Origin of the sequence: Celeribacter naphthalenivorans, assembly GCF_020524585.1 — a bacterium.
GTDB classification, from domain to species: domain Bacteria; phylum Pseudomonadota; class Alphaproteobacteria; order Rhodobacterales; family Rhodobacteraceae; genus Celeribacter; species Celeribacter naphthalenivorans.
In genome coordinates, this window is sequence record NZ_JAIVLK010000004.1 from 101,411 (window position 1) to 126,472 (window position 25,062).

A 25,062-nucleotide genomic window follows, 5' to 3' on the forward strand; every position below is an offset into this window, starting at 1 on the left:
TGTCGAGTGAAGACACCTACCAACGCACTATCCGTTAAAAAAGTCGGCGCGAAAGCTCGTGCGACGAAAGAGCGCTTGATCGAAGGCGCGCTTCGGGTTCTCCTCGCTGAGGGATCGGGGGCTTCTACTCGGAACATCGCTAAAGAAGCCGATCTGCCGCATGGGACGCTGCACTATCATTTCGAAACCAAGGAAGCATTGCTCTGCGCGGTCCTCGATCGGCTTGGGTCCGGTATGGCCCTCCGTTTGCGGACGGGCACGGCCGGATCGAAGAGCTTGGATGAATGCATTACCCGCGCCGTTGAGACAGACTGGGACATCGTGAAAGAGAGCTTTGGTGATCAGGTGGTTCAATATGAGCTTACCTTCTACGCTCTACGTCGACCCGACGCGTCGTGGATCGCACAGGACCAGTATCGGACCTATATCAAAGCACACGCCGACGTGTTTCTTCTGTTGTTTCCTGATGCTGATGAGGCCGTTCGAGAAAAGATTCAGCGCCTCGCGAAATTCGTTATGGCGACGATGGATGGCATGATTTTGCAAGAGCTTGTCCTGCCGGGCGAACCGGACCCAGCCGACCTGATTGATGCTGCTAAATTGTTCGCGCGGCATTTGGGCTTGATCGAGGCTTAATATGACCATGCACAGTCTGGCTACGCGCGCGCTCTATAACCGCACACAAGTACATCACGCGCTTTGTGGATCCGATGTACGGCAGGCCCGAGCTGATTGGATTGACCCAGTCGCGATAGGTGAGCTTTTCTCTGCCGTAGGTCAAAGGCCGTTTTTTGAACGGCTGCGTGCCTTTGTGCGCGAGAGGATTCACTTCGACAATTGCGTTGTCGTTGCCTTTTCGCCGCTTCGAAAACCGCTCGTTCTGCACCAATGGGCGCCGGAAGTTCCGGACTATTTCGGTATGCTGCATGACGATATGGCGTACCAAAACGACCCTTTTTTCCAGCAGGCTATGAAAGGGTCGCAGGATACGGTTCACACGCTTCAATCGATAGCGCCGATAGAGTTTTTCGACAGTGCCTTTTTCGACCATTATTACCGGCAAGTCGGAATGATTGACGAACTCGGTTTGATTTCGAGCCAAGACTCGGAACACATTCTGCATTTGTCCATCAGTCGCAGCGCCCAATCGACTGTGTTCGCGCAAGGCGATTGCGATAGTATGGCCTATATGGGGCCTCTCTTGTCGGTGGCGTTGAAACAGCATTGTGCGCTCTGGTTTGAACGGATGTTTTTTCAGCGCATTGGGCGTGATGAAGACACTCTTAGAGCCTTCACGCCACTGCTGGTCGGGCGTCTTGGGCCGGATCGAGGCGTGACCCCGCGAGAGGCAGAGGTCGCGGCCTTGATGCTGCGAGGGCACACCAACGACTCCATCGCCTTGATCTTGGGGATCAGAGCTGGAACCGTCAAAGTGCATCGCAAGAACCTTTACGCCAAGCTTGAGATTTCTTCGACGGCTGAACTGTTTCTCCTCTGCCAGAGGCCCGCCGGGTCGGCTTGGGATTGCTGAGCGAACGCCGGAGGGCCGGAGTTTCTAGCTGATAGAACATGGCCCACCCGCGTGAACACGTAGCGACTTATCTACAAAGTTTAGCATGACGGTTGCCAGCGTCTCGTACTGAGGTGTCGAACTCTTCGCGACATCGTGGTGGCAGCACACGGCAGCCGTGCTACCCAAGTGGCTGGACATGACGCTCACCAGATCGGGAATGCTGGTCACATCGGTCTGTCTGCAGCGCCGGATAAGTAGGTCGCGTCGGATTATAGTGTCTGGGAAAGCATGCGGTTCGGTGTCATATTTTGACGGTTCTGGAGACAGAAAATGGTTGGTGTGGACCAAAAGGCCAGTTTGGTCGGGAGACACGAAACTTGGACCACCGGGGTGAAGCTCTACAGAAAGGGCTGCACTCACGCCCGCTTCGTAGGAGACGAGGTTTATCGAACTCGAAGCTGACACCTTCGCTTGGGCAAGGTTTCGGGCCGCGACATTAATGTCGACGCCACGGTCTAGCGCCGCTCGGGCAGCCACATGAACTGGCACACCGATCCCCTCACCATCATCACTGTGATGCAGGATGGTAAAGAGAAGACCTACGCCGTGTGAATTGATCCCAGATTTTCCGACGATACCGTACTCGGTCATGACCCGAGTTTCCGAACCGTCCGCATGGGGGATTTCCCACACCAGCCAGCTGTCCGCGAGGGCATAGTACCAGTCCCACGTCTGCATAGCCAATGGCACGGCGTCGCCGGGGGGGAGTAGGATAACGGCGGAACATTCGCCTCTGGTTTGCGCTCCGATACACGCAAGGATTTCGGTCCGGGCGTTGATCGCAGCTACCTCATGCGGGGACAGGCCAGCCCCTTTGGCGATGCCCTCAATTTCACTCGCGAGTTCAGGCGCGTAGTCCTGGATGCTCTCAAGCGCAGAGCCTCCATACTCTTCGAGGTTCACGGGCGCGTTGGCGAATTCCTCGAACATCTGCGCATATTTCCAAACCGTGGCGCGAACCTTTTCCGAATGGTGTGTGCCAAATTCGACGCCGCGACGATAGGGGTCTGTTTCTTTAGAACGGAAAACGTATGTCATCTTAGGTGCTCTGATGAGGGAGTGTTGCGCGCCCTGAGGCGTGTTGTGCTTGGACAGCGTTGGACCGTACCCAGACATCCAAAGGATGCGCAGCTCGCCAGGCTTCGGCGTAGTCGATGAGGGTCGTGAAATGGGCTTTCCCATCCGCGCTGAAGTACTGGATCAACCGCTCTAGCATCAACATGCGATGCCCGCGGCCAATGACCTGTGGGTGCATCGTGATCGAGAAGATGCCATCACACACGTGCTGATGAGCGTAGTCAAACTCGCCTTTCCAGATTTCTTCCACTTTGGACGGGGCGGACAGGCCATACGTGTCGTTCTCGACAAATTCGAAATGCGGGAAATCGTCCATCAACCAGCTTACGGGCAATTCAACCAAGTCGATATTCTCGCCGAAGATGAAAGGGTTCACGTCGTCGAACACATCGCCTTGCCGGGCATAATAGGGCGTAAAATCTGAGCCCATGAGGGAACTGTCGTAGGCGAACCCAAAGTCTTTCAAAATCCCGATGGTGCGTTCGGAAAAGTCCCACGATGGTGACCGATAGCCTTTGGGAACCACCTGAGCTGCGGCGAAAATCGCCTCTAAGCCGCGCTCTATATTGCGGCGTTCATCCTGCTCAGAGAAATCCGCGGGGTTTTCGTGCACCCAGCCGTGATGGACGATTTCGTGGCCTTCATCTGCGATGCGCCTAACGAGATCAGGATAGGACAGCGCAGTATGGCCAGGGACGCAGAAAGATGCCGCGATTTCGTACTTTCGGAGCAGGTCCAAAATGCGAGACATGGCAACGGCGCCGAATTCACCACGGGAGATCATCGACGGGTTCCGGCTTTGGTAGGATCCTAGCCACACGGAGGCGGCGTCGAAATCAAAAGTCAGGCCACATGCCAGGGACATTATCTGCGCTCCATTTATTGGGGAAAAGGCGGGCGACACAGTGGAGTGGGGAGAGAGCGCGCCGCTCGCGTGAGGTGTTCGTTTCGAGCCAAACCTTGTCCGATCGGACCCGTAAAAATCGCTATGTTCGCGCGTCTCGGAGTTGGTAAAACCACATGCCGAGGGACAGGAGTTGATTGCCAATTGTGCGTCCCAGAGGCACGCGCCATTGACGCGCGTTTGCAAGCGCATGGAACTCTTGACTGCCTGTCGTCAGGGCTTCGGCCATGACTTCACCGATGATGTGTGAGGTGGCGATGCCGTGACCAGAATAACCCTGAGCAAAGAAAACGTTGTCGGTGATCTGTCCCAGTTGAGGGATACGATTGATCGTGATGCCCGCAGTGCCTTGCCACGCAAAATCAATGCCGATGCCCTTCAGGTCGGGGAAGGTCCGTTCGATTGCGGGGCGCAATTTCTGGTCGATATTGGCAAGGTCGCTACCGGAATAATTGGTTCCGCCCCCGAACAGCAGGCGCCGGTCTGCGGTCAGCCGGTAGTAATCCAGCACGAACCGGGTGTCATAGACGCCGATATCCATAGGATTGATTTTGCGCGCCAGTTCCTCGGACAAAGGTTCGGTGGCCACTACCCCAAGAGTTGCGGGGAACAGCAGGCCGTGCAGTTTGCGACCGCCCAAACGGTGGTATGCGTTGCCCGCCAGCAGGATCTTGCGGGCTTTGACGCTGCCGGTTTTCGTAACCGCCCGGGGGCGCACACCGTATTCGATAGCGGTGACCTCGGTGCCTTCAAAAATCCGAGCGCCCAAGCTGCGCGCCGCATCTGCCTCACCCAAGCAGAGGTTGAGCGAATGGACGTGCATGTTGCGCCGGTTCAGGATGCCACCCACATATATGTCGGTGCCCACTGCGGATTGAACAGTGTGGCGGTCCAAAAGATCGACCTCGTGCTCCATGTCATGCGCGCAGGCCTGTTCGTAGAACTTCGCTAGGTCCTTGAGGTGCGCGTCATTCCAAGCCGCATGCAGGTGCCCAGGCTTCAGGTCGCAGGCGATTTGGTACTTTTCGACCCGCGACTTGATAATCTCGTGCCCACGCCAGCGGAGGCTCCAGACAAGCGCTTTGGCGTTATTCGCGCCGAGCGTCTTTGTGAATTCGCGCTCCATGGCCGTGTCGCCGGAGAGCGAGCCGGTGATTTGGCCACCGTTTCGCCCTGTTGCCCCCCAGCCAATCCGGTTGGCTTCAAGAAGCACGACAGACAAGCCGCGTTCGGCGAGTTCGATGGCGGACGCAACGCCAGTGAAACCACCGCCGATGATGCAAACATCAGCCTCGACATCGCCGTCGAGCTGGCCGAACGGCGCAATCTTATTGGCCGTGTGCGTATAATAGGTGTTTTCGTAAGGCGCGAACATTGGATTTTCCGGTCAAACTGTCGATCTGTAGGTTTCAATTTCGAACTCGGATAGCTCGGTGCGAAAGCGATTTAGTTCCTGTTGTTTGCAGGCCGAAAAGTAATGAACGAGCCCGGGGTGCAGGAGGTCTTTGGCGAGCTGGGACGCCTTGAATACCTTCAGGCTCTCATCCCAGTTGGTGCTCAGGTCCGTTCCCGGCACGTCCTTTGAATGTGAGCGAGGAGCATTCCGATTTGCGAGCCCGTGCAGAGCCCCGGCCAAGATTGCTGCGAGCACGAGGTAAGGGTTTGTGTCGGAGCCCGAGACGCGGTGCTCAAAGCGTTTGGCTACATTCGGTCCGCCCGGAACGCGGATCGCGCAAGTTCTGTCCTCATACCCCCAGCTGGCCTTCGTTGGGGCAAGGCTGTCGGGAGAAAATCGGCGATAAGAATTCGCATGGGGGGCAAAGATCAGGCAGAACTCCTGCATCGACGCGATCAATCCGGCGATTGCAAAACCAAGCTCGGGCGATCCCTGGGGCGTACCATCGTCGAAAATATTCTGGCCTTTGGCATTGAGCAGTGAGGCATGGACATGCATCCCGTTGCCCGGCGCATCAGCATAGGGTTTTGCCATGAAACAGGCCTGAGCACCGTGGCGTCGAGCGACGGCGCGCACGATTTGCTTGATCAGGAGCGTGTCGTCGGCCGCTTTCAAGGCATCGGTTTGGTGTTTGAGCGTGACTTCGAACTGACGTGGACCGCCCTCGGAAATGATCGAGTCTATGGCGATGTCACTCTGCTGGGCGAGGGCGTGAATTTCGTCGAAGAACGCTGACGTTTTATCCAGTTCTTGGATTGAGTAGATGTTGTCGAACTTTCCAGAAGGGGCGGATCGATCCAGCTGGATTGGGACCAAGCGCGCTTCGCCGGGCTCGACGAGGTGAAACTCTAACTCGGTTGAAACGACAGGCGTTAGCCCCCTGTCCTCATAGCCGCGCAGTACATGGGCCAAGACTTGGCGGGCATCGGAAAAGAATGCCTCGCCTGTATCCTTCTGCATCCACATGGGAAGCAACAGGGAGCTTGGATCACTGCCCAGAATGTTTATCGGACCACGTCCGATTGGCCGGCAAACCCCATCGAGGTCGCCTTTTTCAAAGGTCAGTCCACTTTCAACGACATCGGTGCCCCAGATGTCCACGCCGGCCGCGGAGAGCGGCATTCTGATGCCGTCCATCGTCGCCTTTTCAAGCAGGTCAATTGCAAGCCGTTTCCCACGGAATTGTCCGTTTAGATCGCAGATACACGCGTAAAAATGAGTGCCCTTGTTCACGGCTGGGACGTGCTCGTCATTGAGGCTGGTGTGCATGGGCAATTGATCTCCACATCGGCGTGAAACCCGGTCTTGCTGGGTTACCAAACAGTCTAGCGGCGAGTTGCGCCTGCGGCTCTACCTCATAGTGGGTAGAGGGTCGTGGCGAAGTCTTTGGCATGTGCTGGGGGCCGGGCTGGCGGACTACCCTTGTGTGGGTATGTGTCGAAGCCTCAAAAGTGGGTAGCATCCTTTCGTCCAGTTGGGAGCGCATATTCTATGTGATGTCTTTGGCACGGTTCCGTGCCTGCGTCATGCAGTCGGCCGCAAGTGGCCAAGGCCCCAGTTTCAAGAATGTAGGGGCGGGCAACGTGCTGTCATATGTGTTTCTCCTTGCGTTGAGCGTCGGCGCCATTGGTGAGATTTTTTCCGACCAAACTTGCCTTCGGATCATTGAGGCCGCTGGTTTTATAGGTTTTGCGGTGACTGAGCGCCGGCGCCTGAGCATCATGGCGCGATCCTTGGCGCTCTTGAGTGTTGTGATGGCCCTGACGTTCGTAAGCCTCGGGCGTCTCAGCGTTGGCGATATCCTGAACATGGCGGATCGCTCTGCCTATATGGCCTATCTTCTCATAGCGATGAGTGTACTTCAGGCGGTTGCCACTCGCTCCGCGATGTTTCAGCGCGCGGGGGAAGTACTTGTCCGTCAGACGGCAGGGAAACGCTATCTCTTGACCAGCCTTGGAGCCGTGGCCTTTGGTTTTCTCCTGAACATTGGGACCATCGGACTACTTGGGGCGATGATCAGCACCGGACGGAATCTTGATGCGGGGTCGGCGAAAGGGACCGCTGAGGCCAAAAGGAAACTTCGAGGCATTCTTGCGGTGTTACGCGGATTTTGCTTCGTGCCTATGTGGTCGCCTGTGTCCGTCGCCATGGTGTTGGTGACCATCTACATGCCCAGTGTGTCCTACGGTAACGTGGCGCAAATCACAGCGCCTTTGGGGTTGGTATTGGTCCTGCTCGGGTGGGGGTTGGATCGTCTTACTCCAACCGACGATCCGACAGCTGATGCGCGACCTCCAGCATTGCGTCAGACCGTTCCTGCGTTAGGGGTTGTTTTGTCGGTGCCAGTTTTGGCCGCTGGAATTGCACTTCTGTTCAGCGTGCGGTTTTCCTCGTCGGTCCTGGTCGCGGCCCCGATGATCGCAGTTGCTTGGGCCGGTCTGCAAATGGTCCATGAGCGCCAGACTGCGTGGCACGATCTTTTCAAAATCGGGTCGGGTGTCGCTCAGAATGTCTTAGGACTTCGATCTGAAATCGTCATATTTTCAAGTGCGACGTTCATTGGGGGTGTCTTGGCGCAAGTCGTCGACATGGCAGCGTTTCTGGACGCAATGAACGGCCTTGGTCTGACGGGCAGTGTCGCGCTCGTAGCCTTCGCTTGGGCTGCGGTCGGGGCGTCCGTTCTCGGGCTTAGCCCGATTATCGGACTCTCTTTGCTCGCGGGGTTGCTACCACAGGCGGAGGTATTAGCTATCAGCCCTGTTTCGATGGCCGTAATGTTGGTCTTCGTTTGGTCCACGGCAATTTGCATCGCGCCCTATTCAGCCTCGGTCCGCTTGTCGGCGCGTGTGATCGGAGGGAACCCGTGGCGTGTTGGTTTGATCAGCAATGGGCTCTATGGCTTGCTGTCAATGGGGCTCTTTTCTGCAATTTGTATTTGGCTCGACTAAGCAGTATCGAGCAGAAAATTTGTAGATCCGCTGGCAGAAACTGTCGTGCTAGTTTTTCAGAGGAAATTGGCTTGAGTGTGGTGGTGCGGTCTCGTAGCCTCGTGCGATGACCAAACGCTCTCCGTTCAAGTACTTTAAAGTGAGCAGGGAAAATATCCGCCTCGCGGTAATGTTGTACGCTCGCTTTCTGTTGTCGCTTCGGAATGTTGCAGATCTTCTTCATGAGCGGGGAGTCGAAGTGAGCCATGAAGCTGTCCGATATTGGTGGCACCGGTTTGGTCTGATCTTCGCGTCCGAGCTTAAAACGCGACGGATCTAGGGTATGAGGCCGAGCCATTGGCGATGGTACCTAGACGAAGTGTTCGTGAAAATTAACGGTGAACGGCATTGCCTTTGGCGAGCAGTCGATCATGAGGGGGAGGTTCTGGAAAGCTTTGTAACCAAAACCCGAGATAAGCGTGTGGTATTGAATTTCTTAAGAAAAGCACTGCGCAAGCACGGCCGACCCGAAGTGATCGTAACCGATAAGCTCCGATCATACGGTGCCGCGTTGCGATGAGATCGGCGCTGCGCATCGCTAGGAAACAGGGCGCTGGTTGAACAATGGCGCCGAAAACTCCCATCTGCCATTTCGAAGGCGGGAACGCGCGATGCTTCGTTTTCGACGCATACGAAGTTTGCAGAAATTTTCCGCCATCCACGCCTCTGTCTACAACCTGTTTAACTTGGAGCACAGCCTCTCCTCGAGACCAAATTTCAAACTGAACCGTGCCGCTGCTCTTGCCGAGTGGCGCGGTCTCCGCGCGAATAAGGGACAGTGACACTGTCCATGTGGAGACGAGTTCGAATTTGTCTGACACCTCCCTTGAAAATCAACAGCGAACGGCACTTCTTGTGGCGGGCAGTGGATCACGAGGGCAAATGCTGGAAAGCTTTGTGATCGAAACCCGAGATAAGAAGGCTGGGTCTTGTCATGTGTGGACGTATGTGGACCCCGCCTGATTGCAACGGTCTGATTGGTTCGGGTTTGGTGATCGCGATTGCTGGCGTCTAGCGTCAGCCACCTAGCCGTTTTGCCTGATGGCATTGGTTTGAGCCTCGGTGCGTCGTGCGGAGAGAACAAAGGGGCAACATTTTTTGCGCGCTCGCCGCCATGGGGTGATTTTATTTTTGAATCATATTTCAATATATTAAATCATTTCAGGCCTCGGGTTCAAAGACGATTTGGAACGGCTCTTAGTTCGTAAGTGCAAAAAATGATTGCGCGGATGTTCTGTCTATGTTCATATTTGCTTAGGCCTCGATCCCTGGGGCTTTGTCCCACTGAACTCTCGAGTTCTTTAGAGTGGGGAATGGGTGGCCGCCCGGTGCCTGGAATGAGCAACGGACACAGGTCTCGGATGAGACGACTCATCGTCGGTATGGATAGGTGAGTGCACGGTTCCGGATGGAGCAAGTTCAAGCGCTTTTGGATGATTGCGGGCGAGCGAATGAAATCCTGTAAATTCGGCCGCCGTGTGGCGGTTTCATTCATCGTATGCGTGTGATGCGCATCCGCATCCATCGGAGCTATGCAATGTCACTCATTTTGGAGCGGGTCTCCCCGCTCGAGCTAAAACCATCAAACCATAACGCTCGCACCCACAGTCGGAAACAGATCCGTCAGATCGGGGAGAGTATCCAGACCTTCGGGTTCACCAACCCGATATTGATCGACGAAGGCAATGTGCTGATCGCCGGACATGGCCGCCTAGAGGCCGCGAAGAACCTGGGTCTGGATGAGGTGCAGGCGATCCGGTTGTTCCATCTGTCTGAGGCGCAAAAGCGCGCTCTCATGCTGGCGGACAACAAAATCGCGCTGAATGCCGGTTGGGATCTCGAGATCCTTGCGGCGGAACTGACCAGCCTGTCGGAGATGCAGCTTGATTTCAGTCTGGAGGTGACGGGCTTTGAGGTGCCCGAGATTGATCTTCTGATCGGCGAGCACGCGGTGGATGATGGGCGGACGAGGAAACAGCCCCGATCCCCAATTTCGACCTGCCGACGGTCAGCCGGGTCGGGACGCTTTGGCATCTTGGGGAGCACCGGGTGCTCTGCGGCGATGCAACGGATGCGGCGTGCTATGCAACGCTGATGGGCGGTCGTCGCGCCGCGATGGGGTTCACGGACCCGCCCTACAATGTGCCGATCGACGGGCATGTCTGCGGCAATGGCGCGATCACCCACAAGGACTTCGCGCAGGCCTCCGGAGAAATGACCTCGGCGCAATTCTCGGCGTTTCTGACAAAGGTGTTCTCGAATGCTGCCAACAGCAGCGAGGATCGGGCGGTGTGGTTCACCTGCATGGATTGGCGCCACGTCCGGGAGATCGAGGCGGCTGGCCGCTCAAGCTTTGATGCCTTCCTGAACCTGTGTGTCTGGGCCAAGACCAACGGCGGGATGGGGTCGCTCTATCGCTCTCAGCACGAGCTTGTCTTCGTCTACCGTAAGGGGAGGGCGCCGCACCGGAACAATGTGCAGCTTGGCCGCTATGGGCGCAACCGAACCAACCTCTGGCGCTACCCCGGTGTGAATACCTTCCGAGAGGGGCGGATGGAGGAGCTCAGGGCGCATCCGACGGCGAAGCCGATGGCGATGATCCAGGATGCGATTTTGGACGTCTCTGCGCGAGGCGACATTTTTCTCGATCCCTTCCTTGGGGCCGGCGCAACCCTGATTGCGGCGGAAGAGGTGGGGCGTGTGGCCTACGGGATGGAGCTTGATCCCGGATACGTGGACACCGCCTTGCGCCGTTGGAGAAAGGTGACAGGACGGGACTCCGTGCGGGACTGTGATGTGTGACGTCAGCGCCAATGGGACAGCATAGGGCGATTTGATAAGAGAGGATTTCTGGCTCATCGTAACCACCAAGGAGTGAAGATGAGACAGAAATCCGGCCCCAAACAGAGCCATGGCGAGAAGGTTGTCAAAGACATCCGGCGCGCAACCCGCAAACAGTATTCAGCGGAAGAGAAGATCAGGATCGTGTTGGATGGCCTGAAAGGTGAGGACAGCATTTCTGAGCTGTGTCGCCGGGAAGGTATCGCTCAGAGCCTGTATTACAGCTGGTCGAAGGAATTCCTCGAGGCCGGCAAGAAGCGTCTCGCCGGCGACACGGCGCGAGATGCAAACTCGACCGAAGTCAAAACCCTGCGTCGTGAATCTCGCGAACTCAAAGAAGTTGTTGCCGAGCAGGCGCTCGAGCTTCGCCTGCTCAAAAAAAGCATTCTCGGGGATGGGGGCGACGACGCATGAGATACCCTGCATCTGAGAAGCTGGAGATCATTCGTTTGGTCGAGCAGTCGCACTTACCGACGAAGCGAACCTTGGACAAGCTGGGCATCCCCAGGGCTACCTTCTACCGCCCCCTCTCGGCAGATTTGCGTTGCAAATCGCCTGCCGGTCAAAAGGGTATGATCGGTATCTATCGGGCGGCCCCGAAGCTCTGGAAGATCGCAGTTCGAGGCCGTCACGGGTCTGGAACCGCATTCCCGAGCCTGTTCGCAAGAAGGTCATTAGCTTGGCGCTGGAGGAAAGCGAACTGTCGCCGCGGGAACTGGCCGTGCGCTTCACGGACACGGAAAAATATTTTGTATCAGAGTCTTCCGTGTATCGCGTCCTCAAGGAGCACGACCTGATCACAAGCCCGGCTTACGTGGTTTTATCCGCCGCCGATGAGTTCAAGGACAAGACGACGAGACCCAACCAACTTTGGCAGACCGACTTCACCTATCTGAAGGTCATCGGTTGGGGCTGGTTCTACCTGTCGACAATCCTGGATGATTACAGTCGCTATATCATCGCCTGGAAACTCTGCACCACGATGAAGGCGGGGGATGTCACCGACACGCTGGATCTGGCGTTGCAGGCCTCCGGCTGCGAGCAGGCAACCGTCGTTCACAAACCGCGGCTCCTCAGTGACAACGGAGCCAGTTACATCTCAGTTGAACTGGCTGAGTGGCTGGAAGATCAAAAAATGGAGCATGTTCGCGGTGCCCCATATCACCCGCAAACCCAAGGTAAGATCGAGCGGTGGCACCAGACCCTGAAAAACCGGATCCTGCTGGAGAACTATTACCTGCCCGGCGAACTCAGCAGCCAAATTGACGCCTTCGTCGAGCATTACAACCACCGGCGCTATCATGAGAGCCTGCATAACCTCACGCCCGCCGATGTCTACTTCGGACGCGGACAAGCCATTCTAAAACAACGAGAGAGGATCAAACGAAAAACCATCGAAATGCGACGCTTGCTTCACCGCAATTCCGCCGCATAATCAAACCAACCGGATGAGCCAGCCCCTCTCTTAGTTCAGGCAACCAACTGCCCCAAATTATCTGACGACGGACACATCGTGAACCTCGTGGGCGAGGAACGCGTGGGCTTTGGCTCCGATTTCACCATGGGCTACGGCTCGAAGTTTTTCGAATATCTCAACCGCGACAAAGGCTACGCGCGCCAGCTCACCGAAATCTGGGAGGTCGAATTCCCCGATGGCCTCGAATCCATCGCGGATTTCCCGAACCTGACGGCGGCGATGGAACGCGCGGGCTGGTCAGAGAGCAAAATTCGCCGCGTGATGGGCGAGAACTGGCTTACACTGCTCGACCGCGTTTGGTGATCTCCGGCGCCGGGGCATGGCGCTTTGGCGCTTATGAGGTTTGTCGACCATCTCGACGCGGGCCATGCATCCCTGAAGCGGCCTTTGAAAAGAAGGCCGCACAGGCCTGAATGCCATGACTGTGGCGGCAACCATGTGGAGATGAAAAAGCCGGGCGCGGGGCCCGGCTTTCTGGCTTAGGTCCGATCAGGACAGATGGCTTTCAAAGAAGCTTTGCAGCTTGTCGAAGGGAATGATGTCCACCTGATCGTAGAGATCAACGTGATCGGCGCCGTCGATGATCATCAATTCCTTCGGCTCTGCCGCCGCCGCGTAGGCATCTTCGCTGAAGTAACGCGAATGGGCTTCGGAGCCTGCAATGATCAGCGCCGGACGGGGTGAGATTTCGTTGACGTAGGTGAGCTGCGGCATGTTCATGAAGGACATGGCCGAGGTCACGTTCCAGCCGCCGTTGGAGTTGACGGAGCGGGGGTGATAGCCGCGATCCGTTTTGTAATAGTTCCAGTACATGGTGATGACCGGATCATCGATCCCGTCCAGCGTCTCGGGCAGACCGCCCGCCAAAGCCGGAGCGCCCTCGGAGGCAGCGTCATCCCAGCGTTGCAGGCTGAGACGGGTCAGAAGTTCGCTGCGCTGTTCATCGGTCATCGCGTCGTAATAGCCACGCGCATTGACGCGGGACATGTCATACATGCTGGTGACGGCCACGGCCTTGACCCGCTTGTCCGCCGCAACGGCGTTGAGCGCAAGACCTCCCCAGCCGCAGACGCCGATAACGCCGATGCGTTCGCGGTCGACCGCCTCATGGAGGCCAAGAAAATCGACAGCGGCCATGAAGTCTTCGCTGTTGATGTCTGGCGAGGCCACAAAGCGCGGTTCCCCCCCGCTTTCGCCGGTGTAGGAGCCGTCAAAAGCCAGCGTGATAAAGCCACGTTCGGCCATCGTTTGGGCATAAAGGCCGGAGGCCTGTTCCTTCACCGCGCCAAACGGGCCTGCGACGGCCAGCGCGGGCATCGTGCCTTCGGGGCGGTCGGCAGGGATGTAGAGATCGCCCGCCAATTCGATGCCGTAGCGGTTGGTGAAACGGACCTTGGAATGCTCAACGGCATCGCTTTTGGGGAAGGTCTTGTCCCATTCGCCGGTCTCCTGCGCCTGTGCGGCGATGCCGGTGAAAGCGCCCAGACCCAATGCCGCCGCGCCGAGGCTGGCGGTCAAAAGCAGATCGCGGCGGGCGGGGTCTGTCGGCGCGTTCGAAGTGATGTCGTCGGTCATATCGGTATCCTCTCTGGTTGGTTTTCAGAAAGACAGATAGGGCGCCGAGCACATCGCATAAGGGCGTAAAATCAGATTGCAATGATGAGACAGATTCATCATTTAAGGGGCGTAGGCGGGTTCGGAGCCAATCCGTGCCGCCCTCACGCACAGCTTTGAAGGCGGAGAAAAGCATGGACCGTGATTTGCTGGGAGACCTCGCGATCCTGTTGGCCGTGGCAGAAGAGGGCAATTTTACCCGCGCCGGCCATCGGCTCGGTGTGTCCCAATCTGCCGTCAGTCACACGATCCGTCGGCTGGAGGATCGCATCGGGGTCAAATTGCTGAACCGGAATTCCCGCAGCGTGACGCTGACGGACGCCGGGGAGCGGTTGGTCGCCACGTTGCGCCCAAGCTTTCAACAGGTGAACGATCGCATCGAAGAAGTGCGTACATTGGGCGAACGTCCCTCGGGTCTGATCCGCATCACGGCCAGCAAACCTCCGGCAGAGCGCATTCTTTGGGCGGTCGCCGCGCAACTCGTCCGGGAGTTCCCCGACATCCGGGTCGAGATCAGCACCGACGGGCGCCTCTCGGACCTCGCCGAGGACCGTTTCGATTGCGCGATCCGGCTGGGCGAACACCTCAGTCCGGACATGATCGCCGTGCCCGTTGGGCCGCCGCTTGAGATGGCGGCTTTTGCCAGTCCGCAGTATTTCGAACGGCGCGGTGTGCCCCGTCATCCCGACGATCTGGCGGATCACGATTGCCTCGTCATGCGCCACAGGGTCGATGGTGCCACCTACGACTGGGAGCTGGAAAAGGACGGAGACGAGCAGACACTGAAACTCGATGGGCCGTTTATCCTCAATGATTCCGGTATGGTCCTACAGGCCGCGCGGGAGGGGCTTGGGATCGGTTTTCTCACCTTGCCGGAGATCGAGGCAGACCTCGCGGCAGGGCGACTCAAACGCGTGCTCGCGGACTGGTGTCCGCCGTTCGATGGCTATCACCTGTGCTACTCCGGGCGGCGCAATGTCAGCTCGGCCCTGCGCCTCCTGATCGATCGCCTGCGCTATAGAGCATGAATATTGCTCATCATTGGCATGGCCGCGAAGGACCTTTCGCTGTGATGCGGGCGGGGGTATCTCCCTGATCTGGCCTCGGGATCGAGGCCGCCGTTTCCCTCCCTCGCGTCAGACCGCTGCCGCGGGCATATAGACTGTAGAGATCCCATGACATCCATTTCCTCCGCCGCCGCGCCCCATGACGGTGCGGCCAACTGGGGCGCCGTGATCGCCCTGTCGCTGGGCGCTTTCGCCCTTGTCGCCTCCGAGTTCATGCCGGTCAGCATCCTGACTCCGATCGCATCGGACCTTGGCATCACCGAAGGTCAGGCCGGGCAAGCGATCTCGGTCTCGGGCGCCTTTGCTGTGATCACCAGCCTGTTTTTGTCCACGTTGACCCGAGGCATGGACCGCAAGCATGTGCTGCTGGGGCTCGTCGCGTTGATGCTGGCCTCGGGCACCTTGGCTGCACTGGCGCCGAGCTTTGGCATCTTCCTTGTCGGTCGCGCGTTGATCGGCGTGGCCATCGGCGGCTTTTGGGCGATGTCCGCCGCCGTGGCGATGCGTCTTGTCCCCGAAGCGTCGGTGCCTCGCGCCCTGGCGATTTTCAACGGCGGCAACGCTTTGGCCACGGTGATCGCCGCCCCGATGGGCAGCCTTTTGGGCGGGTTGTTCGGTTGGCGCATGGCCTTTCTGTGCCTCGTGCCGGTGGCCGCTGCCGCCTTTCTCTGGCTCTGGGCCAGCCTGCCGCGCATGGCGCCGACAGCGCGTGGCAAGGGCGGAAATGTTTTCGGATTGCTGCGCAACCCTGTGGTGGCACTTGGCATGTTGGCGACGGCGCTGTTCTTTATGGGGCAGTTCACGCTGTTCACCTATCTGCGCCCGTTCTTGGAAACCGTCACCGGGGTCGCCGTTTCCAACCTGACGGCGATGTTGCTGATGCTGGGGATTGCTGGGCTTGTCGGCACCACGGTGATCGGCAAACCTCTGGCGCGTGCCCTCTATCCGGTGCTGATCGTCTGGCCGCTGCTGCTGGCCGCGGTGGGCGTGGCGCTGATGGTCTTCGGTCACAGCATGATCGGGACCGCTGCGCTGATGATCGGCTGGGGGTTCTTCGCGACCTCCGCACCTGTCGGCTACTGGACGTGGCTCGCGCGCACTCTGCCGGAGGACGCCGAAGCGGGTGGCGGGCTGATGGTCGCGATCATTCAGCTGTCGATCACGCTGGGGGCCACGCTGGGCGGCATCCTGTTCGATGCGGGCGGCTATGTGCCCTCCTTCGGCGCCAGTGTGGCGATCCTCGTGTTGGCAAGCGGGGCTGCGGGTCTGGCGCATGGCTGTGCAGGGCGTGTTGCGCGGGGCTGACCTGAGATGCGGAGATAAAAAGGGGGGGGGCGGACGAGGCTGCGGTCAAGTGGTTTTGGATCGTGGCCTTCGTGGCGAATCTTTTTGTAAGGGCGCTTCCTGTCAGGGAGCGCCCTTGTTTTTAAAGTGTCGGCTTTCGGGCCTTTTGGCCAAAGTGCCGTTTAAAAATTAGTCAAAATGAGTTTTTGCCCCTCTCGCGGCCTGCGTTTGTGTGGCGAAGCTTGCCGGGTCTCACCTCGTCGCGCTTCTTGCATACAAGATTGAAATGCAAAGGTGGGCGACAAGATATGCCGAGAGGAATTGAGGCGACTTTGCTGGCGGCGGTTGTCGAAGGGCGGATCAAACCCGGCAGCAAACTGTCGGAAAATCAGCTTGCCGAAGCCTTTGGTGTGTCCCGGACCTTGGTGCGCGAAGCCCTCACCCGGCTTGAGGCGCGCAACATCGTTTTGGTGCAGCCGCGCAAGGGCTGGTTCGTTGTCGAACCCTCCGCCGAAGAGGCCGCAGAAGTCTACGCCACCCGCCGCATTCTCGAATACGGCTTTCTGATCAACGCGGCGCCCTTCACCGAGGCGCAAATCGCCGATCTGCAAGCCCATATCGAAGAAGAACGCAAAGCGGTCGACCAGAACGACAAGACGCGTCTCACCTATCTCATGGGCGATTTTCACGTTCGCATCGTCAAGCAATCGGGCAATGCCACATTGGTCGAAACCATGCGCACATTGGCGGCACGGACCAACCTGATCTCGCTGCGCTATCAGTCCGAACACAACGCTTTGGCCTCACACAAGGATCACGTTGCGATTTTCGAAGCCATCGCCCGAGGCGACATGAAGGCCGCCGCACGGCTGTCCTACGAGCATCTCGAAGATGTCGAAGCCGGGATCATGATCGACACATCGCCCAATGCGATTGACCTTCTCAAGAATACCCTCCGTCTCGATGAGGCGCCGAACGGTCGGGGTTAAACAGCGCTTCAACTTTTATCTATCAGGGGAATAACAATGATCACGAAACGCAATTTTCTGAAAGCTGGTGCGCTTGCTGCGGCCTTCTCTCTCTCTGCCACCGCCGTCTTCGCCGACGCTCTGGCCGACATTACGGCTGCGGGCAAAATCCGTGTCGCAGTGCCGCAAGACTTTCCGCCCTTCGGCTCCGTCGGCGCCGATATGAAACCGCAGGGTTACGACATCGACATGGCCAATCTGATCGGTGAAAAGCTTGGTGTTGAGGTCGAACTGGTGCCGGTGACCTCCGCGAACCGCATTCCCTATCTGCAAACCAACAAGGTCGACATTGTCATCTCTTCCATGGGCAAAAACGCCGAGCGTGATGCCGTGATCGACTTTTCCGACGCCTATGCGCCCTTCTACAACGGTGTCTTCGCCCCCGCCGATGTGGCGATTTCCGGCGCGGAAGATCTCTCTGGCAAAGTGGTCGGCGTGACCCGTGGCTCCATCGAGGACCTCGAATTGACCGAGGTCGCGCCGGAAGACGCGACGCTTAAGCGCTACGAGGACAACAACGGCACGATTTCTGCCTTCCTCTCCGGTCAGGTCGAAGCCATTGCCACCGGCAACGTCGTCGCCGCCGCGATCATCGAACGCAACCCGCCGAAACGCCCGGAAATGAAGTTCCTCGTGAAAAACTCGCCCTGCTACATCGGCTTCAACGAAGGCGAGCCGGAATTGATGGCGAAACTCAACGAGATCATCGCCGCCGCCAAGGCCGATGGGGAATTGAACGCGATCAGCCAACAGTGGCTGGGCCTCGACCTGCCCGCCGAGCTCTGATCCGGTTCTCGCCCCGCCTCGCGCGGGGCGCGATCTTTTTCCACCATCGGGACACTTCATATGAATTACCAATTCAACTTCGAGTGGATTGGCACCTATTGGCCTGTCTTTCTGGCAGGCATATGGATGACCACCAAGCTCATCGCCGTGGGTGGCGTTGTCGGCATTGCCGTGGGTACGTTTTGTGCCTGGGCAAGGTCTTTGGGTCCGAAATGGCTCGGCATCATCGTCGCCGTTTACGTCGAACTGATCCGCAACACGCCCTTCCTCATTCAGCTCTTCTTCATCTTCTTTGGCCTGCCCGCTCTGGGGCTGCGCCTGACCGAAGTGCAGGCCGCCATGCTCGCCATGGTGATCAACCTCGGCGCCTATAGTGCGGAGATCATCCGCGCCGGGATCGAGGCCACGCCGAAAGGCCAATTCGAGGCAGGCGCCTCTCTCGCGATGTCGCCGATCCAGACCTTTCGCCACATCGTTCTGGTGCCTGCGCTGCAAAAAATCTGGCCTGCGCTCGCCTCTCAGGTGGTGATCGTGATGTTGGGCTCCGCCGTGGTCAGCCAGATCGCCGTCGAAGACCTGACCTTTGCCGCCAACTTTACCCAGTCACGCACCTTCCGCGCGTTTGAAGCCTATTTCGTCTCCACCGCGATCTACCTCGGCCTCGCGATCCTTCTGCGCTTTATCCTGATCCAGATCGGTCATTCGATCTTTGCCACCAAACGGAGGGCCTCACGATGAGTCAGATCGGATTTTGGGACATTTTGACGAACCTGATCTTCGCCACCGGCTGGACGGTTCTCCTGTCGATCATCTCTTTCATTGGCGGTGGCATCCTCGGGCTGATCCTGCTCTTTGCGCGGATCGGCAAGCGCAAATGGCTCCAGCACGTCGTCAAAGTGTACACCGAGGTGTTTCAGGGCACGCCCTTGCTCATGCAGCTCTTCCTCGCCTTCTTCGGGCTGGGGCTCATGGGGATCAACGTCTCGCCTTTCCTCGCCGCCAGCGTCGCGCTGATCCTTTGGACCGCTGCTTTCCTGGTCGAGATTTGGCGCGGCTGTGTGACCGCCATTCCGAAAGGCCAATGGGAGGCCTCCGCTTCGCTCGGCATGACCTATGTCGAACAGATGCGCCACATCATCCTGCCGCAGGCGCTCAAACTGTCGGTCCCGCCGACCGTGGGCTTTTCGGTTCAGGTCGTGAAAGGCACGGCGTTGACCTCGATCATCGGCTTCGTCGAAGTCACCAAGGCGGGCACGGTTCTGGCCAACGCCACCTTCCAGCCCTTCACTGTCTACGGCCTCGTGGCCCTGATTTATTTCGCTCTGTGTTACCCGCTGTCGCTGAGCGCACGGAAACTCGAAAGGAAACTCAATGCCGCTCATTGATATCGACGCCCTGCACAAAAGCTATGGCGAAACGGAGGTGCTCAAAGGCATCGACCTGCACATCAAAAAAGGCGAAGTCATCGCCTTGATCGGGAAGTCCGGCTCCGGAAAATCGACCCTTCTTCGCTGTATCAACGGTCTGGAACAGATCAATGGCGGCGCAATTTCGGTCGATGGTCAGCAGCTTATCAATGATGAGATGCACCTGAGAAACCTGCGCCAAAAGGTCGGCATGATCTTTCAGCAGTTCAACCTGTTTCCGCATAAGACCGCCGGTGAAAACGTCATGCTGGCCCAGCAGGTGGTCAAGAAAACCTCGAAATCGGATGCCGAAGCCATGGCGCGCAAAATGCTGGACCGGGTGGGGCTTGGTGACAAGTTCGACAATTATCCCGATCAGCTTTCGGGCGGTCAGCAACAACGCGTTGCCATCGCCCGCGCGCTGGCGATGGAGCCGATTGCGCTGTTGTGCGATGAGGTCACTTCCGCGCTCGACCCGGAACTTGTGGGCGAAGTGTTGGAAGTGGTGCGCGAACTGGCCTCTGAGGGCATGACGCTGATCATGGTGACGCACGAAATGGCCTTTGCCCGCGATGTCTGTTCGCGTCTGGTGTTCATGCACCAAGGCCGCATTCACGAAATGGGCGCGCCCGAGGAGGTGTTCACCAACCCGCAAACCCCGGAACTGCGCAGCTTCATCGGGATGTCGCACTGACCCTTGCGGGGGGAGACCCGCTCGAGAAGAGACATTTAAAATAGCGGGCGTCGGTTTGAGAACAAGCCGACGCCCGTAAAGGGTTCAAGACGAGGGCGGTAGGGCTGGTCGTCTTTCGCGGGCGGGCGCATAAGCATTGCAGCTGGAACTGCCGCCGGATTTTGAAACCTCGGCGCGTCTGCCATTCTCACGTATCAGCCGATCGGCGCGACGGCGCCCGACGTTCAGGCCGGGCTCTTTCGGCTCTTTGATGAGCCGGAACCTCATGGTTTTGGGCCCGCGAAGAAGGCTGTGGCCTTTGTCGGGGAAACGCCCCGCCGGGGCCTTTCCTGTTCTTCCTCAGTTCAGGATATCCCTCTTGCTGTGGGCAAACAGTCCCCCAGGCGTTCACTGATCTTGGCAAAATCTTGTCTGACAACACCTCCCGACCTGGCTCACGGCGCAGGCGATGGAGATGAAGGCCAAGGATGTGAGGGAAACCGCGCGCGCGACCCGGGTTTTGCCCGCACGGCGCGCGCGATTGCCGAGGGTTACCTGTCTCAGATCGAGGCCTGCTAAAGCGCAGCGCGGTCTACAATAGACGTGCCGTCTTCGACGGTGTCGGCGGGATGGGGGATGACCATTTCTCCCTCTTCAAGACCTGACAAAACCTCGGCGCGGGTGTCGGACTGATGGCCGATCTCGATGGGGCGCAGCCGCGCTGTGTCCCCGTCCGCGACAAAGGTGGCCCAGCCTGTCCCAGAACGGAACATGGCGGAGATCGGGATGGTCAGGGCGGCGTTATCTTCCCACCGCACGACCTTCAGGAAAACGGAATAGTGGTGGCCAAGACCTGTGCGCTCCTCGGGCGGGGTGACCAGCGAGAAGACGGCGGAGACCCGTTGCTCTTCGATCCCCAGCGAGGAGACATGTGTGTCGGCGCGCGGCGCGAGACGGATCAACCGGGCCTCAAGCGCGGGTGTACCTCCCCAGCGTTCGACCATGGCACGGGCGCCAATCTCAAGCCCCACGGCGTCCGAGGACAGCAAATCCGCCTCAATCTCCAGATCGGCGACATCGCCGATGGACAAAAGCGGCGAACCGACGGCGACCGCGTGCTCAGAGACCTGCGTGATCGCCAAGACCTTGCCGGTTGCCGGTGCGGTGATCTCGACGCAACAGGTTTCGCCCGCCCGCAAGGAGGCCCCCGGTTCGATTAACGCGGCTTCTGCGCGCGCCAGTGAGGACTCGGCCATCTGGACGTTCGAGGCGGAGGCATCGCGCGCGGCGACACGCAGAGACAGAAGCTGTTGCGCATCTTCGAGCGCGGTGAGCGAGGAGACGCCACGCGCGACCAGCGCCTTGGTCCGCTCATATTGGCTTTGCGCATAAGACAGCTCTTCGTCGGATTGCCGCAACTGTGCGCCCGCAAGGTCCGCGGCGGCACGGGCTTCGCGCACGGCGGCTTCCAACTGCACGCGGGTGCGCGCGTCGATGAGCGAGGGCGCGATGGGTTCGACCTTGGCCACCACCGTCACACCCGCCTCGACCGCATCACCCTCTTCGACGGGAGACCGTAGCGCCGTGCCCGCGATCGGCGCGGAGACCTCATAGAGATTGCGGATCTTGGTTTTGCCGTCGGCATTGATGGTCACCTGCATCGGCCCTCGGATCACAGGCGCCAGATCGACCGCCACGGGATGCGGGCGAAAGGCGATGAACAGAAGCGCCACGACGAGCGCGCCAACGATCAGGGTCAAAAGCGATTTGCGGGACTTGGAGGTCATGGGTCACTCCCGGGTTTTCATCACGGAAACAAGGTCTAGCCGGTCAATCCGCTGCCGCACCAAAAGCACGGAGGCCAGCGCCGTGCCCAGTACGACGACGGAGGCCGTGGCATAGGCGGCGGGTGGAAGGACCATCGGAATGGTGTAGAGATCGGAGGCGAAACTGGCGGCCATCAGATGACCGAGACCGTAGCCGATGAGCCAGCCCAAGGGCTGCGCCAGCACGGCGATCAACATGATCTCCCCGATCAGGATGTAGGAAACTTCCCAATTCGAAAAGCCGAGAATGCGCAGCGAGGCCAATTCGCGGGCGCGCTCAGAAAGCTGAATGCGGGCGCTGTTGTAAGTGAGGCCGACGGTGATCAGAATGGCGACCACGCTGAACAACCCGTTCATGATCGAAATGTTCTCTTCGACTGTGGCATCGAAGGACGCCTTCATATCGGTCACGCGCACGGCGCCAGAGATCAGCGGCGTGTCTTTGATGGCGCGGTTGAAAGCGTCGTCTTCTTTGGGATCAAGCGTGACATTGGCGACCGAAATTTGCGGTGCGCTGCGGGTCAGATGTGACATGGCCTCGCGGGTCATGAAGGCGCCGAGGCCAAAGAATTGTTCGGTCACGCCTGCGACCGTCAAGGTGTAGGTTTCGCGCCGCCCACTCATGAATTCCACCTCGACCGGATCGCCGGGGGCGAGGCGCAAGACCTCGGCCACGCGGGTGGTGATCAAAAGGCCGGGGCCGTCGATTTCGACGACGCGGCCAGTCTCATTGATGGAACGCGCCAATGTGGCCCCCGCGCCGCGCGTGGTGATCGACAGCTGTTTCTCCAACGGCCCGTTGCGCAGGGTCACGGGCGTGAACAATTCTCCCTCGACCTCCATCACGCCGGGCAGGGCGCGGACGTCTTCGAGTGCGGACAGGCTGCGTTCTTTTGTGAAGAGCAAGACGATGTCTTCGCGGTTCGATTGGTTAAAGGCGATGTCGGCGATGCTGTTGATCGAATAGGAGAAAAAACCCACGGAGATCATGATTGCGACGGCCAGCGACAGACCTATGGCGGAAAAGGCCGCGCGCAGAGGCCAGCGAAACAAGGAGCGCCAGATCATCATCGAGGGCTGGCTGAGACGCAGCGCAGACAGCGCGCGATCCAAAAGGCTGCGTTTGAACCGGGGCGGCGCGGGGGGCGACATGGCGACAGCGGGCGGAAGGGCCGCAGCGCCCATGGCGGAGCGCAGCGCGCCGACGGCGGCGGTCAACAGCGCGAGAAACCCGGAGATTGCATAGGCGTCATAGGAGACGTTGAAAATCAGATAGGGGAATTTGAAATATTGCGCATATTCGCCCGCCATCCAGCGTGCCGACAAGCCGCCCGTGACCCAGCCGATCACCACGCCCAAAACGGCGGTGAGCCCGGCCAAAAGCACATAATGCGCCGCGATGTGCAGATCGGTGTAGCCAAGTGCTTTCAGCAACCCGATCTCGGCGCGCTCCAGCGCGATGATCCGGCCGATCACCATATTCACGAGAAAGGCGGAGATGCCAAAGAACACCGGCGGCAGGATGGTTGCCATGTTCTTGAGCTGTTTGATCTCGGTGGTGACGAAGGCGTTGGAGGCCTGTTCATCGCGGCCATGCGCGCCGGTGCCGCCGTAGGGTTCCAGGAGCGTGTCGAGCGCTTCGATCACCTGATCTTCCTGCGCGCCGCGCGACAGGCTGAGCGTCACGGAATTGAAAGCGCCGGACATGTCGAAAGCGGAGGCCAGCATTGCCTGAGGCATCCAGAGAATGCCAAAGCTTTCGTCATCGGGCATCAGCGTGCCGGGGCCGATGGCATAGACGAATTCGGGCGAAAGCGCGGTGCCGGTGATGGTCAGGCGGCGTTTCTGGCCGGACATCAGCGCCTCGAAAGTATCGCCGATCTCAAAGCCGTTGGCCTCCGCGAAGGGTTCATTAACCATGACCTCGTCGCTGGCCTGCGGATCGGGCAGGCGGCCTGCGCGCAGGAGCGGCACATTGAGCGTCGGCAGGGCGCCCGTGTCCGGCAAGGAGAGCGCAAGACCTGTCGCCGATTTCACCCGCCCCGGCAGATCGAGCATGAGATATTCCTGCACCCGTGCCTCGGCGGTCTGCACGCCGGGCAGGGCGGAGATTTCGCTCAAAAGCGGACGCGGCGCCTTTTCGGTCATCGCCCAGACATCGGCAAATTCATTGCGCTCGTAAAAGGCGGCCAAAGTGTCGTCCAGCGCCCGATACATGCCGAAAGCGGTCAGGAGGATCATCACACCGCAGGCCAAAACCAAAGCAATCGCCAGCGACTGGCCCCAAAGCCGTCTGAAATCGCGCAGGAGTTTTTTGTCGAGCGCATGCATGGGCGTCACCACACGATCTCGGAGGGCGCGATGCGGGTGTCGTTGGTGGCGACAGAGGCGATATTGCCGTCCTGAAACCGCACCACGCGATGCGCCATGGCCTGAATGGCGGCGTTGTGGGTGATGACGATGGCGGTGGTGCCCAAGTCTTCGTTGATTTCGCGGATCGCCTCCAAGACCTGCACGCCCGTGCTGCTGTCCAAGGCACCCGTGGGTTCGTCGCACAACAGCACCTCAGGGCGTTTGGCGATGGCCCGCGCGATGGCGACGCGCTGTTGCTGGCCGCCTGAGAGTTCCGCCGGGAAATGGTCGATCCGGTCGCTCATGCCAACGCGTTCGAGCGCCTCCTCCGCCCGCATCGGATTGGGGGCAATGTCGGTCACCATCTGGACGTTTTCGCGGGCGGTGAGCGAGGGCACGAGGTTGTAGAATTGAAACACAAAGCCGACGTGATCGCGGCGAAACCGGGTGAGCGCCCGGTCGGATTGTACCGTCAGGTCGAGATCGCGGAACATCACCTTGCCTGAGGTGGCATGATCCAAACCGCCCAAGATGTTCAAAAGCGTGGACTTGCCGGACCCTGATGGCCCCAAGAGGACCGTCAACTCGGAGGCGTAAAGATCGAGATCGACCCCCGCCAAAGCATGCACCTCCGCGCCGCCGGTGCGGTAGGTCTTTACCAGCTTCTCGGTATGAAACACGGCCTCGGGCATTGGGCTCCTCCTGAGGGCA

General features: G+C 58.9%; 21 protein-coding genes and 2 pseudogenes. 15 read left to right on the forward strand and 8 right to left on the reverse strand.

Annotation, left to right across the window (positions count from 1 at the left end; translation table 11 throughout):
- Positions 1–6: 6 nt before the first annotated feature.
- Together LC094_RS09935 and LC094_RS09940 are read left to right on the forward strand one after the other, a co-directional pair.
- A complete protein-coding gene (locus tag LC094_RS09935; protein ID WP_226552447.1) occupies positions 7–636 on the forward strand; it encodes a TetR/AcrR family transcriptional regulator in 630 nt (209 codons plus the stop codon).
- 1 nt (position 637) lies between these two features.
- Positions 638–1,531, forward strand: a complete 894-nt coding sequence (locus LC094_RS09940) for a helix-turn-helix domain-containing protein (RefSeq protein WP_226552449.1) — start codon at positions 638–640, stop codon at positions 1,529–1,531.
- Between the two features lie 24 nt (positions 1,532–1,555).
- Here the strand turns inward: LC094_RS09940 and LC094_RS09945 are convergent, their stop codons facing one another.
- The 4 genes from LC094_RS09945 to LC094_RS09960 form a co-directional block, all read right to left on the reverse strand.
- Positions 1,556–2,611, reverse strand: coding sequence for a C45 family autoproteolytic acyltransferase/hydolase (locus LC094_RS09945; RefSeq protein WP_226552451.1), 1,056 nt, complete (start codon positions 2,609–2,611; stop codon positions 1,556–1,558).
- Position 2,612: 1 nt separating this feature from the next.
- Positions 2,613–3,515, reverse strand: coding sequence for a polysaccharide deacetylase family protein (locus LC094_RS09950; protein WP_226552453.1), 903 nt, complete (start codon positions 3,513–3,515; stop codon positions 2,613–2,615).
- Between the two features lie 121 nt (positions 3,516–3,636).
- Positions 3,637–4,929, reverse strand: coding sequence for an NAD(P)/FAD-dependent oxidoreductase (locus LC094_RS09955; RefSeq protein WP_226552455.1), 1,293 nt, complete (start codon positions 4,927–4,929; stop codon positions 3,637–3,639).
- Between the two features lie 12 nt (positions 4,930–4,941).
- Positions 4,942–6,279 carry a glutamine synthetase family protein gene (locus LC094_RS09960; RefSeq protein ID WP_226552457.1) on the reverse strand — a complete coding sequence of 446 codons (1,338 nt, stop codon included), beginning with the start codon at positions 6,277–6,279 and terminating at the stop codon, positions 4,942–4,944.
- Between the two features lie 233 nt (positions 6,280–6,512).
- Between LC094_RS09960 and LC094_RS09965 the strand changes: the two genes are divergently transcribed.
- The 6 genes and pseudogenes from LC094_RS09965 (at position 6,513) to LC094_RS09990 (ending at position 12,618) form a co-directional block, all read left to right on the forward strand.
- The gene (locus LC094_RS09965; RefSeq protein ID WP_226552458.1) at positions 6,513–7,958 is read left to right on the forward strand and encodes a hypothetical protein; all 1,446 of its coding nucleotides are present in this window, start codon (positions 6,513–6,515) and stop codon (positions 7,956–7,958) included.
- Positions 7,959–8,064: 106 nt separating this feature from the next.
- Positions 8,065–8,779: pseudogene (locus LC094_RS09970) on the forward strand (IS6 family transposase).
- A gap of 725 nt (positions 8,780–9,504) precedes the next feature.
- Entirely contained in the window at positions 9,505–10,092 is a 588-nt protein-coding gene (locus tag LC094_RS09975; protein ID WP_226552460.1) for a ParB/Srx family N-terminal domain-containing protein, read from the forward strand.
- The gene (locus LC094_RS09980) at positions 10,047–10,799 is read left to right on the forward strand and encodes a DNA-methyltransferase (RefSeq protein ID WP_226552462.1); all 753 of its coding nucleotides are present in this window, start codon (positions 10,047–10,049) and stop codon (positions 10,797–10,799) included. The genes LC094_RS09975 and LC094_RS09980 overlap by 46 nt, the downstream gene beginning before the upstream one ends.
- A gap of 78 nt (positions 10,800–10,877) precedes the next feature.
- A pseudogene (locus tag LC094_RS09985) lies at positions 10,878–12,273 on the forward strand (IS3 family transposase).
- A gap of 78 nt (positions 12,274–12,351) precedes the next feature.
- On the forward strand, positions 12,352–12,618 hold the full coding sequence (locus tag LC094_RS09990; protein WP_319003289.1) for a membrane dipeptidase: 267 nt from the start codon (positions 12,352–12,354) through the stop codon (positions 12,616–12,618).
- Positions 12,619–12,804: 186 nt separating this feature from the next.
- On the opposite strand, the gene LC094_RS09995 is transcribed toward LC094_RS09990, so the two are convergent.
- Positions 12,805–13,890, reverse strand: coding sequence for an alpha/beta hydrolase (locus tag LC094_RS09995; protein WP_226552464.1), 1,086 nt, complete (start codon positions 13,888–13,890; stop codon positions 12,805–12,807).
- A gap of 173 nt (positions 13,891–14,063) precedes the next feature.
- Between LC094_RS09995 and LC094_RS10000 the strand changes: the two genes are divergently transcribed.
- From LC094_RS10000 to LC094_RS10030, 7 genes are all read left to right on the forward strand, one after another.
- The gene (locus tag LC094_RS10000; RefSeq protein WP_226552466.1) at positions 14,064–14,957 is read left to right on the forward strand and encodes a LysR family transcriptional regulator; all 894 of its coding nucleotides are present in this window, start codon (positions 14,064–14,066) and stop codon (positions 14,955–14,957) included.
- 147 nt (positions 14,958–15,104) lie between these two features.
- A complete protein-coding gene (locus tag LC094_RS10005; RefSeq protein WP_226552468.1) occupies positions 15,105–16,301 on the forward strand; it encodes an MFS transporter in 1,197 nt (398 codons plus the stop codon).
- A 287-nt stretch (positions 16,302–16,588) separates the two neighbouring features.
- Entirely contained in the window at positions 16,589–17,269 is a 681-nt protein-coding gene (locus LC094_RS10010) for a GntR family transcriptional regulator (protein ID WP_226552470.1), read from the forward strand.
- A gap of 36 nt (positions 17,270–17,305) precedes the next feature.
- Complete coding sequence (locus LC094_RS10015) at positions 17,306–18,094, forward strand: transporter substrate-binding domain-containing protein (RefSeq protein WP_226552472.1); 789 nt, start codon at positions 17,306–17,308, stop codon at positions 18,092–18,094.
- Between the two features lie 60 nt (positions 18,095–18,154).
- Positions 18,155–18,832 carry an amino acid ABC transporter permease gene (locus tag LC094_RS10020; RefSeq protein ID WP_226552474.1) on the forward strand — a complete coding sequence of 226 codons (678 nt, stop codon included), beginning with the start codon at positions 18,155–18,157 and terminating at the stop codon, positions 18,830–18,832.
- Complete coding sequence (locus LC094_RS10025; protein ID WP_226552482.1) at positions 18,829–19,479, forward strand: amino acid ABC transporter permease; 651 nt, start codon at positions 18,829–18,831, stop codon at positions 19,477–19,479. The genes LC094_RS10020 and LC094_RS10025 overlap by 4 nt, the downstream gene beginning before the upstream one ends.
- Complete coding sequence (locus LC094_RS10030) at positions 19,466–20,194, forward strand: amino acid ABC transporter ATP-binding protein (RefSeq protein WP_226552483.1); 729 nt, start codon at positions 19,466–19,468, stop codon at positions 20,192–20,194. Before LC094_RS10025 ends, LC094_RS10030 begins: the two co-directional genes overlap by 14 nt.
- Positions 20,195–20,748: 554 nt before the next feature.
- Here LC094_RS10030 and LC094_RS10035 read toward each other — a convergent pair.
- Genes LC094_RS10035 through LC094_RS10045 form a run of 3 tightly spaced genes read right to left on the reverse strand, consistent with a single transcriptional unit; the run spans position 20,749 to position 25,043 of the window.
- Positions 20,749–21,960: an efflux RND transporter periplasmic adaptor subunit gene (locus tag LC094_RS10035; RefSeq protein ID WP_226552484.1), complete on the reverse strand. Its 1,212-nt coding sequence runs from the start codon at positions 21,958–21,960 to the stop codon at positions 20,749–20,751.
- A gap of 3 nt (positions 21,961–21,963) precedes the next feature.
- Positions 21,964–24,330, reverse strand: a complete 2,367-nt coding sequence (locus LC094_RS10040; protein WP_226552486.1) for an ABC transporter permease — start codon at positions 24,328–24,330, stop codon at positions 21,964–21,966.
- Positions 24,331–24,335: 5 nt separating this feature from the next.
- Positions 24,336–25,043 (reverse strand): ABC transporter ATP-binding protein, encoded by a 708-nt coding sequence (locus tag LC094_RS10045; RefSeq protein WP_226552488.1) that lies wholly within the window; start codon positions 25,041–25,043, stop codon positions 24,336–24,338.
- Positions 25,044–25,062 lie beyond the last annotated feature (19 nt).

Bases quoted from the DNA above. Each gene is read 5' to 3' on its own strand.
- LC094_RS09940 (WP_226552449.1), top strand. From the start codon at position 638: ATGACCATGCACAGTCTGGCTACGCGCGCGCTCTATAACCGCACACAA.
- LC094_RS09945 (WP_226552451.1), bottom strand. From the start codon at position 2,611: ATGACATACGTTTTCCGTTCTAAAGAAACAGACCCCTATCGTCGCGGC.
- LC094_RS09950 (WP_226552453.1), bottom strand. From the start codon at position 3,515: ATGTCCCTGGCATGTGGCCTGACTTTTGATTTCGACGCCGCCTCCGTG.
- LC094_RS09955 (WP_226552455.1), bottom strand. From the start codon at position 4,929: ATGTTCGCGCCTTACGAAAACACCTATTATACGCACACGGCCAATAAG.
- LC094_RS09960 (WP_226552457.1), bottom strand. From the start codon at position 6,279: ATGCACACCAGCCTCAATGACGAGCACGTCCCAGCCGTGAACAAGGGC.
- LC094_RS09975 (WP_226552460.1), top strand. From the start codon at position 9,505: ATGCGCATCCGCATCCATCGGAGCTATGCAATGTCACTCATTTTGGAG.
- LC094_RS09995 (WP_226552464.1), bottom strand. From the start codon at position 13,890: ATGACCGACGACATCACTTCGAACGCGCCGACAGACCCCGCCCGCCGC.
- LC094_RS10000 (WP_226552466.1), top strand. From the start codon at position 14,064: ATGGACCGTGATTTGCTGGGAGACCTCGCGATCCTGTTGGCCGTGGCA.
- LC094_RS10005 (WP_226552468.1), top strand. From the start codon at position 15,105: ATGACATCCATTTCCTCCGCCGCCGCGCCCCATGACGGTGCGGCCAAC.
- LC094_RS10010 (WP_226552470.1), top strand. From the start codon at position 16,589: ATGCCGAGAGGAATTGAGGCGACTTTGCTGGCGGCGGTTGTCGAAGGG.
- LC094_RS10015 (WP_226552472.1), top strand. From the start codon at position 17,306: ATGATCACGAAACGCAATTTTCTGAAAGCTGGTGCGCTTGCTGCGGCC.
- LC094_RS10020 (WP_226552474.1), top strand. From the start codon at position 18,155: ATGAATTACCAATTCAACTTCGAGTGGATTGGCACCTATTGGCCTGTC.
- LC094_RS10025 (WP_226552482.1), top strand. From the start codon at position 18,829: ATGAGTCAGATCGGATTTTGGGACATTTTGACGAACCTGATCTTCGCC.
- LC094_RS10030 (WP_226552483.1), top strand. From the start codon at position 19,466: ATGCCGCTCATTGATATCGACGCCCTGCACAAAAGCTATGGCGAAACG.
- LC094_RS10035 (WP_226552484.1), bottom strand. From the start codon at position 21,960: ATGACCTCCAAGTCCCGCAAATCGCTTTTGACCCTGATCGTTGGCGCG.
- LC094_RS10040 (WP_226552486.1), bottom strand. From the start codon at position 24,330: ATGCATGCGCTCGACAAAAAACTCCTGCGCGATTTCAGACGGCTTTGG.
- LC094_RS10045 (WP_226552488.1), bottom strand. From the start codon at position 25,043: ATGCCCGAGGCCGTGTTTCATACCGAGAAGCTGGTAAAGACCTACCGC.